General features: G+C 66.2%; 11 protein-coding genes. 1 reads left to right on the plus strand and 10 read right to left on the minus strand.

The genetic code is table 11. The features are described from left to right. Window positions 1–84: 84 nt before the first annotated feature. From PM2_RS16330 to PM2_RS16355, 6 genes are read right to left on the minus strand one after another with little or no spacing between them, the layout of a single operon-like run. Window positions 85–1,719, minus strand: a complete 1,635-nt coding sequence (locus PM2_RS16330) for a BatD family protein (protein WP_016714819.1) — start codon at window positions 1,717–1,719, stop codon at window positions 85–87. Continuing rightward, window positions 1,716–3,434: a tetratricopeptide repeat protein gene (locus PM2_RS16335; protein ID WP_028699282.1), complete on the minus strand. Its 1,719-nt coding sequence runs from the start codon at window positions 3,432–3,434 to the stop codon at window positions 1,716–1,718. Before PM2_RS16335 ends, PM2_RS16330 begins: the two co-directional genes overlap by 4 nt. Continuing rightward, complete coding sequence (locus tag PM2_RS16340) at window positions 3,431–4,507, minus strand: vWA domain-containing protein (protein WP_016714821.1); 1,077 nt, start codon at window positions 4,505–4,507, stop codon at window positions 3,431–3,433. The genes PM2_RS16335 and PM2_RS16340 overlap by 4 nt, the downstream gene beginning before the upstream one ends. Further along, window positions 4,500–4,994 carry a DUF4381 domain-containing protein gene (locus PM2_RS16345; RefSeq protein WP_016714822.1) on the minus strand — a complete coding sequence of 165 codons (495 nt, stop codon included), beginning with the start codon at window positions 4,992–4,994 and terminating at the stop codon, window positions 4,500–4,502. Before PM2_RS16345 ends, PM2_RS16340 begins: the two co-directional genes overlap by 8 nt. After that, complete coding sequence (locus PM2_RS16350; protein WP_016714823.1) at window positions 4,991–5,935, minus strand: DUF58 domain-containing protein; 945 nt, start codon at window positions 5,933–5,935, stop codon at window positions 4,991–4,993. Before PM2_RS16350 ends, PM2_RS16345 begins: the two co-directional genes overlap by 4 nt. A gap of 4 nt (window positions 5,936–5,939) precedes the next feature. After that, window positions 5,940–6,899 (minus strand): AAA family ATPase, encoded by a 960-nt coding sequence (locus PM2_RS16355; RefSeq protein WP_016714824.1) that lies wholly within the window; start codon window positions 6,897–6,899, stop codon window positions 5,940–5,942. 227 nt (window positions 6,900–7,126) lie between these two features. Here PM2_RS16355 and PM2_RS16360 point away from each other — a divergent pair, with 227 nt between their 5' ends. Then, window positions 7,127–8,428, plus strand: a complete 1,302-nt coding sequence (locus PM2_RS16360) for a phospholipase effector Tle1 domain-containing protein (protein ID WP_028699281.1) — start codon at window positions 7,127–7,129, stop codon at window positions 8,426–8,428. A 29-nt stretch (window positions 8,429–8,457) separates the two neighbouring features. On the opposite strand, the gene PM2_RS16365 is transcribed toward PM2_RS16360, so the two are convergent. The 4 genes from PM2_RS16365 to PM2_RS16380 form a co-directional block, all read right to left on the minus strand. After that, window positions 8,458–9,675 (minus strand): MFS transporter, encoded by a 1,218-nt coding sequence (locus tag PM2_RS16365; RefSeq protein ID WP_028699280.1) that lies wholly within the window; start codon window positions 9,673–9,675, stop codon window positions 8,458–8,460. Between the two features lie 59 nt (window positions 9,676–9,734). Next, window positions 9,735–10,949: a benzoate/H(+) symporter BenE family transporter gene (locus PM2_RS16370; RefSeq protein ID WP_028699279.1), complete on the minus strand. Its 1,215-nt coding sequence runs from the start codon at window positions 10,947–10,949 to the stop codon at window positions 9,735–9,737. 95 nt (window positions 10,950–11,044) lie between these two features. Then, window positions 11,045–11,932 carry a dihydrodipicolinate synthase family protein gene (locus tag PM2_RS16375; protein WP_019097009.1) on the minus strand — a complete coding sequence of 296 codons (888 nt, stop codon included), beginning with the start codon at window positions 11,930–11,932 and terminating at the stop codon, window positions 11,045–11,047. 44 nt (window positions 11,933–11,976) lie between these two features. Continuing rightward, entirely contained in the window at window positions 11,977–12,759 is a 783-nt protein-coding gene (locus tag PM2_RS16380) for an aldolase (protein WP_028699278.1), read from the minus strand. Window positions 12,760–12,772 lie beyond the last annotated feature (13 nt).

The following is a 12,772-nucleotide window of genomic DNA, read 5'->3' on the forward strand; positions in this document are numbered from 1 at the left end:
CGGGGAAAGGGCGGTATGGTAACCCAAGCGCGGGGCTGCTGTGGGAACGGGCTTACCCGCGAAGAGGCCGGCTCAGGCAGCCCATTACTTGGGATAAAGCGGCGGCAGCCCACCATTCTCCCCGGCCGGCAACAACACTTGCTCGGCCGGAGGGATGGTGCCGATTGCCCGCCACAATTCCTCACCCTGCCAATACTGGCCACTCTCGCTGTACAGCGCCCCGTTCAACCCGTCCAGCGCATCCGACAACGGCACGAAGCGCGCCGCCATTTCGGCCAATGTCTCCGGCTGCTGCCGGGCCCAGGCGTCCAGCGCCTGACGCGTGGCCTGGGGGTCGTTGGCCTGGCAGGCGCGCTTGAGGTCGTCCAGCAGTGTGCGTGGGCTTGGCCCGTTCTGCGCGGCGCGCAGCACCGCCGGTTGTGAGCGGGCGCGCCACCACAGGGCGAAGCCCAGCACGGTGGTGAGGGCGAACACCAAGGTGGCCAGCTGCCAGGGCCACAGCAGGGTGCTGGCGCTGCTGTTGTCACCTACCGGGGTGTCGGCGCTCAATGCCGGGTTGTCCTGCACGTTCAGGGTGCGCGCTGGCAGGCTGGTGTGCTCCAGGTGGTCTTCGCGGGTGTTCCACCAGGCCACTTCCAGCGCCGGCAGGGCCAGCGTGCCGGCGTGGGTGGGCACCAAGGCTTCGCGCTCTTCGCGGTTGGCGGTCATGCCACGGTCGCTGATTTCGTTGCGTAGCAGCGGCTGGTCGGGGTAGCGGCGCAAACCGGTGATTTCGGTGGCCGGCAGTGGCGGCAGCTGGGTGCTGGACAAACCTTCGGCACGCAAGGTGATGTTGCGGGTCAGCGAGTCGCCAATCTGTACCTGCTGGTTGCCGGGGTCGGGGTTCCAGTGCTCTTCCAGCGTCAGGCTGCGCGCCGGCAACCAAGGTACGCCGGCGGGCCAGGCGGCCGGAATGGGGCGCACGGTCAGGCGCAGCGGCAGTGAACTCACCTGCACCTGGTGGCCGGCGCGCGCCGTGGCATTGGCCTGCGCGCTTTCGTCGCTGCTGGCAGCGGCCGTGGCGGTGAAGGTCAACGGCGGGATGTCGAGGGTGCCGCTTTGCTGGGCATACACGGCATAGCGGGTTTCGATCACGCCGTGGCGTACGCCGTTGATTTCCTTTTCATAGGTGCGCGATTCGCCTAGCGGCTCGACCTTGGCGTTATCCAGTTGCAACGGGCTTAGGCTGCTGTCGTCGTACAGCGCTACCGAGTGGTAGATGCGTAGGGTCAGCATGGCCTGGGCCTGGACATAGACGTCGGTGCTGTCGAGGGTTGCCTCGATGAATACCTGAGAGGCGCTGTCGGGCCGGCTGGCATCAGCCTGCAGCACTTGCAGCTCGATGGCCTGGCTGTGCGACTGGCCCAGTTGAAGCTCAGGAATGCGCAGGCTGCCGCTGCGCCGTGGCAGCAGGGTAATGATCCAGCGGGTGCTGGCGCGGGTTTCGCCATCGAGGGTGTGCAGGCTGTTCAGCTGGCGCGTGCCGCGTACCTCGAAGTCACCTTCCAGGGCGCGCAGGTCGGGTTTGCCGAACTGGGTCACGTCCTGGCTTTCCAGGGTCAGTTCCAGGCTTTCGCCAGCTTCCAGGCGGGTACGGTCGACGCTGGCTTGCAGCAGCGGTTCGGCCTGGGCCAGCACGGCCCACAGCAGGGTGAGAAGCAAGACGCCGAAGCGACTCATCGTGGGGTTTCCTGATGCAATTGCTGTTCATACCAGAATTTGCGCCGCTGCAGCTCCGCCGGGTTGTCGGGGATCTCCCGCAGCCATTGTTCCAGGGCCTGGCGTTGCTCGGCATCGAGATTTGTCGATACCGGGCGCTGGGGCGGCTGGATCACGCTGTCGTCACTGCCCGCCTGGTTACCGGGCGTGGCCTGGCTGTTGTTGCTGCCTTCGCCGGGTTGTTCGGCGCTGGCTTGTTCGTTGTTGCCGGGCGTGCCCTGGGCCGGGCTGCTGGCCGAGCTGCTGTTGCCCTCGGTTTCGCTGCCAGGTGTGCCTTGGGCGTCGCTGCTGGCCGGTTGTTCCTCGGCTTTGGCCTCGCGCTGTTGCAACAGTTGTTGCACCAGCGCCTGGTTGTTCAGCGCCGCTTGCAGGTCGGGCTGGCGCTCCAGGGCTTGCTCGTAGGCGTCCAGGGCGGCCTCCAGTTCACCGCTGCGGGCCAGGGCATTGCCTCGATTGTAGTGGGCAGCTGCCGTGTCGCCCTGGGAAAACGCTTCGGCGGCACCGGCATAGTCGCCGGCCTGGTACAGCGCCATGCCGCGCCACTGTGGGTCCTGGAAGTGACGCGCGGCGCTGGCCGGGCGGTTTTGTTCCAGCAGGCGCTGGCCTTGCTGGTCGGGGCGCAGCCACAGGTCGTTGAACTCGAAGGCCTGGCTGGGCTGCGGCAAGGCCAGCAGCAGCGGCAGGCAGAACAGCCAGCCCCGCCGGCCGGCGCAGGCGGCCAGCACCAACAGCGGGATCAGCAGCCAGTAGCCTTGGTCTGCCCAGCTGTCCAGTTGCAGGGTCTGGCCGTCATTGCGCGCGGTACGCGGGTTGTCGAACAGGCCCAGGCCGCGCAGGTCGAGGTCGTCGATGCGGGCATGCCGGTAGCGCCCGCCGGTACCGCTGATGAAACCCTTGAGACTGGCGCTTTCCAGACGTGGCAAGAGGATGCCACCTTGGTTGTCTTTCAGGAATTCGCCGTTGGCTTGGCGCACCGGGGCACCTTCGCGGCTGCCGATGCCCAGCATCAACAGGCTGGGGCCTTGGCGGCCGAGGGCCTGGCTGATGCCCTGGCGCTCCGGCGCACTGAGCGACGAGCCGATCAGCAGCAGACGGCCTTGGCCCAAACCACTCTGGGCGAGCAGCGCCAGGCCCTTTTGCACGGCCAGGTCGGCGCGTTGGCCCGCTTGCGGCATGATCGACGGGTCGATGGCCTCCAGCAGGTTGCGGGTGGTGGCCAGGTCATCGGACAGCGGCACCAGCGTGTGTGCCGAACCGGCATACACCACCAGCGCCGTCTGGCTGTCGCGCCGGTGTTCGAGCAGGTCGAGGATTTTGCGCCGAGCCTGCTCCAGGCGGTTGGGCGGGCTGTCTTCGGCAAGCATCTGCGGGGTCAGCTCCAGCAGGATCACCAGCGGGTCGGCCGGGCGTTGGCGGTTTTCTTCGACGCGTTGCCAGCTGGGCCCGAGCAGGGCCAGGATCACCAGCGCCCAGGCCAGGCCCAGCGCCACCCATGGCAGTTTGCTGGTGCTGCCGCTACCTCCGCCCAGCAAGACGCCATGGAACGCCGGCGGCAGAATCATCTGCCAGCGCCCGGCGCGTTTGCGCCGGTGCCACAGCTTGTACAACAGCCAGCCGAGCAGGGGCACGGCCAGCAGCCAGAGCGGCCGTAGCCATTGGGGCCACAGGTCGATCATCGCCGCCTCCTTAAACGCAGGCGCTTCAGGCGCTGGCGCCATTCCGGGTGCGGTTGCAGAAAGCGCGGCTTGCGCAGCAGGCGTTGCAGCAGGTTGTCGGGCCATTGCACGGCCACCACCAGCAGCACGCTAAGCAGTAGCGCCAGCGCCAGGGGCCAGGCGTAAAGGGCCTGGGCCGTGCGTGCCTGGGTCGGTTGCTGGGCCACCGGTTCCAGCTGGTCGAGGGTGTCGCCGATGGCGACCAGTTCGGCGCCGTCATGGGCGCGGAAGTAGGCGCCGTGAGTGATGTCGGCAATCTCCTTGAGCGCGGCTTCGTCCAGGTCCAGGCTCGGGTTGAGGCCCAGCAGGCCAGGGGTGCCACTGGCTTCGGGATTGGCGCCAATGCCGATGGTGTAGATGCGCACGCCTTCCTGGGCCGCCAGGCGGGCTGCGGTCAGTGGGTGGATCTGCCCACCGTTGTTGGCGCCGTCGGTGATCAGCACCAGCACCCGGCTTTGTGCCGGGCGCTGGCGCAGGCGTTTGACCGCCAGGCCAATGGCGTCGCCGATGGCGGTGTTTTTACCAGCGATGCCGATTTGTGCTTCGTCGAGGAAGGTGCGCACGGTGCGCCGGTCGAAGGTGAGCGGCGCCTGCAGGTAGGCCTGGCTGCCGAACAGGATCAGGCCCACGCGGTCGCCTTCGCGGTCCTGCAGAAAGTCGCCCATCAGCGCCTTGACCAGGTCGAGGCGGCTGATGTCTTCGTTCTTCCACTGCATGTCGGGGAAGTCCATCGACCCGGACACGTCAACCGCCACCAGCAGGTCGCGGCCGCTGGCGGCCACCGGCACCGGATCGCCCAGCCACTGCGGGCGGGCAGCCGCGCACAGCAGCAACAGCCAGATGACCACGAACGGTGCCTGCTGGCGCCAGGTCGGCAGGTTGAGCCGCGCGCGGCGCCCGGCCAGGCCTTCCAGTTCGTTGAGGAAGCCCACCTTGAGCACCGGCTCGCCGCTGTCGGCTGCAGGCAGCAGCAGGCGTGCCAGCCATGGCAGCGGTAACAGGGCGAAGACCCACGGCCAGGCCAGTTCAAACATGCTTGCGGATCCAGGTTTCCACGGCCTGGCTGAGCCCGGCGATGGCTTTGTCGTCGAGCTTGCACTCGGGTTTGTAGGCGCCTTCGACCAGCACCATCCAGCGGGTCAGGCCGGCGGCCGGGCAGCGGTTGTCGAGAAACGCCAGCCATTGGCGGCCGTTGAGGGTGTGGCTGTTGGCACCGGGGTAGTGGTTGCGGCACAGGCGCTTGAGCAGGGCGTTGATCTGTTGCAGCCAGGCGCCGGCCGGTGCGCCATCGTAGGGGCGTGGCAGGAGGGCCAGCTCGGCCAGGGCGGCCACGCGCACCGGGTCGAGCGGTTGCTCGGCACGCACGATGCGGCGTTTGCCCGGGCGCCAGCGGCGCAGCCGCCACAGGCCCCAGCCCAGCAGCGGCAGTAGCGCCAGCAACAGCCACCAACCCGGTGCCGGTGGCCATAAACCGATGGGTGCCGGGTCGATCAGCGGGTGCAACTGGTCGAGAGGGTTCATGACGCGCTCCGTGGCCGCTGAGCGTTCAGGTACTCGCGCAGTTGCTCGATCATTTCGCTTTGCGTGCTCAGTGGCATCAGGACCACGCGCAGCTTCTGTGCCATCAGTTCCCAGCGCTCGATGCGGGCTTCGGCCTGCTGGCGGTAGGCCTGGCGGAGGTTGGCATCGAGGGTGTCGAGCTCCAGCTGGGCGCTGCGCTGGGCGAAGCGCAGCAGGCCGGCGGCCGGCAGGGCATGGTCGAGTGGATCGGACACCGGTAGCAACAGCAGGTCGCAATGGCGAGAAAGCATGGCCAGGTGCTGTTCCACCTGGGCGCTAAGCGAGCGTTCATCGCAAATCACGATGGCCAGGCTGCCGGGGCGCAGCACTTCGCGGGCGCGGCGCAGGGCCAGGCCTAGGCTGTCGGCCCCGGGCGTGGCTTCGGTGTGCAGTGCCTGGTTGACCTTGGCCAGGCGGTTGAGCAGTTGCAGCAGGCTTTGCTTGCTGCGCCGAGGTTTGATTTCGTGGTGTTCGTTGTCGCCGAACACCAAACCACCAATGCGGTCGTTGTGGCCGAGCGCGGCCCAACCGAACAGGGCAGCGGCCTGGGCTGCCAACACCGACTTGAACATCAGCCCCGAGCCGAAAAACAGCCGCTGGCTTTGCTCGACGAGGATGAAGATCGGCCGCTCGCGCTCTTCGTGGAACAGCTTGGTGTGTGGCTCCTGGGTGCGCGCGGTCACCCGCCAGTCGATATTGCGCACATCGTCGCCGGCCTGGTACACGCGCACCTGGTCGAAGTCCACCCCGCGCCCGCGCAGCTTGGAATGGTGCAGGCCCACCAGCGGGCTGCGCTGGCCGGGCTTGGAAAACAGCTGGATTTCGCGCACGCGGTGACGCATGTCGATCAGCTCGGCAAGGCCGATGCGGATGCCGGGCTCGGCCAGCTGCGCGGTGGGCATGGGCTCAGGCAACGGCGACGACGTCGAGGATGCGCTGGACCACGCGGTCCTGATCGATCCCCGCCGCCTCGGCCTCGAACGAGAGGATGATGCGGTGGCGCAGCACGTCGAACAGCACCGCCTGGATGTCTTCAGGGCTGACGAAGTCGCGCCCGGCCAGCCAGGCGTGGGCACGCGCGCAGCGGTCCAGCGAGATGGAACCGCGCGGGCTGGCGCCGTAGGCGATCCAGTCGGCCAGCTCAGCATCGAACTTGGCCGGGGTGCGGGTGGCCATGACCAGTTGCACCAGGTATTCCTCCACCGCGTCGGCCATGTACAGGCCAAGGATTTCCTTGCGCGCGGCGAAGATGGCCTGCTGGCTGACCCGGCGCTCGGGCTTGGTCTCGCCGCCCAGGGCTTCGCCACGGGCTTGCGCCAGGATGCGCCGCTCCACCGCCGCGTCGGGGAAGCCGATTTTTACATGCATCAGGAACCGGTCGAGCTGGGCTTCGGGTAGCGGGTAGGTGCCTTCCTGCTCGATGGGGTTCTGCGTGGCCATGACCAGGAACAGCGGTGACAGGTCGTAGGTGCTGCGGCCCACGCTGACCTGGCGCTCGGCCATGGCTTCGAGCAGTGCCGATTGCACCTTGGCCGGGGCGCGGTTGATTTCGTCGGCCAGCACCAGGTTGTGGAAGATCGGCCCCTGCTGGAACACGAAGCTGCCGGTTTCCGGGCGATAGATTTCGGTGCCGGTGATGTCGGCCGGGAGCAGGTCGGGGGTGAACTGGATGCGATGGAACTGCGCTTCGATGCCTTCGGCGAGTTCTTTGATGGCCTTGGTCTTGGCCAGGCCCGGTGCGCCTTCCACCAGCATGTGGCCGTCGGCCAGCAGCACGATCAACAGCCGCTCGACCAGCTTCTCCTGGCCTAGGATCTGGGAAGAAAGAAAGGTGCGCAGCGCGATCAGCGCTTCACGGTGTTCCATCGGCGACGGTTCCTGGTGTGGGGCCTGAGGCGGCTGACGGTAGCGGCCCTGGCAAGGGCTGATACTTTAATCTATCCGGGGGGGCGGCGACCAATGGCGGCGGGTAAATTTATCGTTACGGGGGGCTCGCCGGTACAGAAATGTCCCGGGTAAGGCTGGCCATTGTCTGATGGTCGGTGAAGGCGTGCTGGCGCCTGCTTGTGCTTTTCAGGCAAGCAGAAGGCACGATGATGAAAATGAGCAGCGGTAGCACGCCAATCCCCACACCCGCCACCCTGCGTTTTGGCGTGTTTTTCGATGGCACCGGTAACAACCTGCACAATGCCATGGCCGTGGATGAACCGCGCGGCAGCTATGGCAATGCCCTGAGCAATGTGGCCCTGTTGCATGCCCTGTATCCGGCGGGTGAGGCTGATGCCGATGGCACCCTGGTGTTTCTGAAACGCTACGTGGAAGGCGTGGGTACCCTGGCAGGTGAGGCGGACCATGCCTATGCCGCAGCCACCGGTCGTGGGCGCACGGGGGTTGAGGCGCGGGTTGCCGAGGCTTTGCAGGGGATGGCCGAACAACTGCGGGGCTGGTGCCGGGCGCATCCGCAGGCAGCCGTGGAGCGGGTCGAGTTCGACCTGTTCGGTTTCAGCCGCGGGGCGGCGGCGGCACGGCACCTGGCCAACCTGATACAGGATGGCGCGGGCGGGTTGTTGCCGATAGCGTGCGACACTTCCATCAACTTTATCGGCCTGTTCGACACCGTGGCAGCGATCATCGCGCCGTTGCAGGGCGACTTCGATCCCGCCGATAGCCGCCAGGGCGGTCTGCGCCTGGGCCTCAGGGCAGGCATTGCCCGGCAGGTGGTGCAGCTGGTGGCGAGGGATGAGCAGCGGCATAACTTTCCGCTGGTGGGCAGTGGTCACGACATTGTGTTGCCGGGGGTGCATTCGAATATCGGGGGCGGTTACCCGGAAATCATGCTGGAGCAGGTGCTGCTGTGCAAGCCGCAGTCCCAGCGTGTACCGGTGGGCATGCGTGCCGAGCAAAGCCGTGTGCATGCCACGGTAAGCGCCTTGTTGGCGTCGGCGTATGCCGACAGGCGCGAGCCCAGGCCGCAGGTCGTGAGCTGGGAGGCGCCCCTTGCCGGTGGCCGGCCAAATGAAGCACAAAAGCAGGTGTATGCGGCGTTGTACCGTGAACGGGAAGTGGCGGGGCAGTTGTCCCGGGTGTACTTGAGCGTGATGCGAGCGCTGGCGGTGCGGGCTGGCGTGCCATTTGCGCCGTTGGGCGAGCAGCCTGAACACAGGCTGCCGGAGGATTTGCTGGAGATCAGCCGCAAGTTGCATGCGTTTGCCTTGGGGGAAACGGACCAGCCGGGGTTGAGCGAGGCTGAACAGCGGCTGCTGTGCGAGAAGTACGTGCATGCCTCGGCAAACTGGAATGCGCTGAAGGGCTTGCGTAACAGTGTGCTGGATGTGCTGTTCGTCAATCGGCCGGGCGCAGGCGGGCGCGTGGTACATGCCAACCCGGCATCCTGAACGACCCAAATGACAGGCCAAGGTCGCACCTATACGGCGCGCGCCAGTCGTTCAGCGTTGCGGGCCCTGGCCAGGTACGCCTCTTGCGCCAGGGTCAGCAGCACCGTCAGCGCCATGAACACGACCGATGCAACGAAAATCCCGTTTGGCAGGCGCTGGTCGAGCATCCAGCCAAACGCCACCGGGCCGATGGCGCCACCGATATTGAACCCGGTCGACACCAGCCCGAACGTTTTGCCCTCGGCGCCTTTTGGTGCAGCCGCCTTGACCAGCATGTCCCGCGACGGGGCGATGATCCCGGTCAGCAGGCCGATGGCACCCAGCACTACCACCAGTGCCCAGCCTTGCAGCAGCCCCAGGGCCACCAGCGCGGTCAGCGCGGCCGCCAACGCGAAAGCCAGTGCAGCCACCAGGCCATGGCGCCGGGTACGGTCGGCCAAGGCACCACCGCACAGCACGCCCGCTGCGCTGCACAGCAGGAAGGCGGTGAGCGCGGTGTTGGCCCAGGCCAGGGTCAGACCTTGGCCTTGTACGAGTGCGGCGACGGAAAACTTTTCAATGGCGCTGGTGCTCAGGTTGAGCAGGATGAACAACACCGTCAGCACGCCGATCATGGGTGTGAACAAACGCACGCGGCCTGTCGCTGCGACCGGGCCAGCGCCCGCTTGGTTGCCAGGCCCTGCCACCCGGTACACGCCACTGCCTGGTATCGAGATCAGCAGCAATGCCGCTACCCCGACTAGCGCGCCCGCCGTCAGGGCAGCCCGCGTGCCGAATACAGCGGCGATACCGAGGAACACGGCCGGCGTGACCGCCGAGCCAAGAAACCCGGCAAAAGTATGAATCGAGAACGACCGCCCCAGGCGTGCGGGCTCGATGCCGTTGGCCAGCAGTGCGTAGTCGGCCGGGTGGTACACACCATTGGCCAGGCCAGCCATGGCCATCGCCACCAGCAATACCGCATACCCCGGGCTGGCCGCCAGCAGCAGGAAACTGAGGCTGCCCAGCAACAGCCCGGCCTTGAGCACTTTACGCGCCCCATAGTGGTCGACGGCGTAACCCAGCGGGGCCTGCACCAGGGCGCAGACGATGTTGAATACTGCCAAGGCAACGCCGAGCTCGACGAAGCCCACCCCCAGCAGGCCGGGAAGCACGGGCAATAACGCCGGGATCAGCATGATGTGCACATGGCTGACGAAGTGCACGGCAGCCACTTGGGTAAGCAACTTGGGGCCAGTTTGGGGCATGTCGATACCTGTTGTACGGCGTGCGCCGCTGGCGCACGGCAAGGTGAAGGGGAGCCCGCTCAGCGGGAGTTGCCGTTGAAAGCGGGGAGGCGGCCGTTCAGCGCAGCATGGGCCAGCAGGCCAATGACCAGGCCCCAGAAGGCCCCGCCAATGCCGAACAGGCTGATGTTGGCGGCTGCCGCCAGAAAGGTGATCAATGCCGACTCGCGGGCACGGGCATCGGCCATTGCACTGGCCAGGCTGGCACCGATGGTGCCCAGTAAGGCAAGGCCGGCCAGGGTGGTGATGAACGTGCCTGGGAGGGCCATGAACACACTCGCCAGGGTGACCCCGAACACCCCCACGAGGATGTAGCAGATACCGGCGGCGATCCCTGCTACCCAGCGTTTGCCCGGGTCTTCATGGGCTTCCTTGCCGGTGCAGATGGCTGCGGTGATGGCGGCGATGTTGAAGGCATGCGAACCGAACGGCGCCATCAGCAATGACCCCAGGCCCGTGACCGCGACGATCGGGTTGGCGCTGGTCGTGAAGCCATCGTTGCGCAGTACCAGCATGCCAGGCATGTACTGGCCAGTGAGGGTGATCAGGAACAATGGCAGGGCCACGCTGAGGGCAGCGTTGAGGGAGAAGGTGGGCGCGGTGAATACCGGAGAGGCGAATTCCAGCTTGAGCGTGGTCAGGCCCACTTGCCCTTGCAGCAGTAAGTAGCCGAGGCCCAGTAGCAGAATGCCGACCACGGCGTAGCGGGCAGTAAAACGCTTGAATGCCACGTAGGCCGCAATCAGCAGCCCGGCCAGGGCCGGGTCCACCGATAGGCTGGCAAAGGCACCAATACCGAACTGCAACAGGATGCCGGCCAGAAGCCCGGCAGCAATACCGCCAGGGACGACCCGCACCAGGCGCTCGAAGCACCCGGTAATCCCCAGCACCACGAAGCCGACGGCCGACAGCAGGTAAGCACCAATGGCTTCACTGTAGGGCACGTTGGCCAGGGCGGTGACCAGGAACGCAGCGGCTGGCGTGGACCAGGCCGTAATCACCGGCGCGCGGCTGTACCAGGACAGCGCCAGGCCGCTGAGGCCGACGCCTATCGACACGGCCCAGACCCACGACGACGTCAGCTCGGGGCTCAGCCCGGCAACCTTGGCTGCCTGGAACACCAGGATGAAGGTGCCACCGTAGTTGACGATGACCGATACGATTCCTGCCACAACGGGGTGAAGGATGTCTGCCAGCCGAAACGGAGTTGAAGAGCTTTGTACAGGCGCGTCCATGGTTGCCTCTGGTAAAGATCAGGTAGAGCAGCGCAAGGCTGCTTCTATAGAAATGCGCTGCCCGCCAGCGACAGGCTGACGGGCAGGTTTCAGGGTCAGCTGGCCAGCGCTACCAGCAGGTTTTTCAGGTAAGCGCTGCCTTGTGCATCCAGCGGCTGCAGGGGCAGGCGCGGGGCGCCGACATCCTGGCCGAGCAGTTTCAAACCGGCCTTGATGGTGGTGGGCAGGCCTCGGCGGGTGATGTACTCCAGCAGCTCGTACTGGCGGTAGAACAGCGTGCGGGCTTCGGCCAGCTGGCCTTGCTGCACGGCGTCCCACAGCGCCAGGTTCAGTGCCGGGATCAGGTTGGGGGCGGCGGTACACCAGCCGGTAGCGCCGGCCACCAGGGCTTCCAGGGTCAGCGGGTTGCAACCGTTATAGAACGCAACTTGGCCATCGGTAGCGGTGAACAGGCGGTGCATGCGCTGAATGTCACCGGTGCTTTCCTTGACCATGGTCACATTGGGTACTTCACCCAGGATGCGCAGGATCAGCTCCACCGACAGGTCGGTGCCGCTGGTGCCCGGGTTGTTATAAAGCATGATCGGGATGTCGATGGCGGCGCCGACCGCCTTGTAGTGGGCGACCACTTCGGCTTCGGTGAGCTTCCAGTAAGAGATGGGCAGCACCATCACTGCCGTTGCGCCGCAGGCCTGTGCCAGGCGGGCACGCTGCACGGTGCGGGCAGTGGTCAGGTCAGAGACGCTGACCACGCTGGGCACACGCCCGGCGATGCGTGCCTGGCTGAAGCGCACCACGGTTTCCCATTCGCTGTCGGACAGGTAGGCCCCTTCGCCGGTGCTGCCCAGCGGTGCGATGGCGTGCACACCGCCTGCAATCAAGCTGTCGATGGACGTGCCCAACGCATCCAGGTCGAGCGTGCCGTCTGCCGTGAAGGGAGTGATGGTGTAGCCGATAACGCCGCGAATTACAGGTGTAGACATGACCAGGCACCTTTGCCGTTGTTGAGGAAAGAGTACAGCTTCGATCAGCCCAGGCAGTCGCCATGGGCACGCAAGGCACGGCGTGCGTAGTAGCTGAACGCGGCGCCATGACGTTTGGGGGTGGAGATCCAGTCGTGGGCCTCTTTGCCCAGTGCTTCGGGGATAGGGCGTATGTCACCGGCGCCCATGGCCAGCAGTTGCATCTTTGCCGCGCGCTCGAACAGCAGGGCGAGCACGCAGGCTTCTTCAATCGAGCCACCGGCGATCAGCAGGCCGTGGTGGGAAAGCAGGATGGCGCGTTTGTCGCCAATTGCCTTCGCGATGATTTCGCCTTCTTCGTTGCCCACCGGCACGCCGGGCCATTCCTTGAGGAAGGCGCAGTCGTCGAACAGTGGGCACAGGTCCATGTGCGAGATGGCCAGCGGCACTTCCAGCATTGACAGCGCGGCGCTGTGCAGCGGGTGGGTGTGGATGATGCAGTTGACGTCGGGGCGGGCGCGGTACAGCCAGCTGTGGAAGCGGTTGGCCGGGTTAGCCATGCCGCGGCCTTGCAGCACGGTGAGGTCCTCGTCTACCACCAGCAGGTTGGAGGCGGCGATTTCGTCGAAGCCCAGGCCCAGTTGTTGGGTGTAATAAGTGCCGGGCTCCTGCGCGCGGGCGGTGATCTGCCCGGCCAGGCCGGAATCGTGGCCGCCGTCAAACAGGATGCGGCAGGTGAGGGCGAGTTTTTGCCGGGGGGTGTAGGTGTTGTCGGCCAGCGCCGTCAGCATCTGCTGCTGAGCGAGTTTGACCAGCTGGTCCTTGGGGGCCTGCATGGTGGTCGTCATGGGCGGTACCTGC

The organism is Pseudomonas monteilii NBRC 103158 = DSM 14164, from assembly GCF_000730605.1.
In the GTDB taxonomy this organism is placed as follows: domain Bacteria; phylum Pseudomonadota; class Gammaproteobacteria; order Pseudomonadales; family Pseudomonadaceae; genus Aquipseudomonas; species Aquipseudomonas monteilii.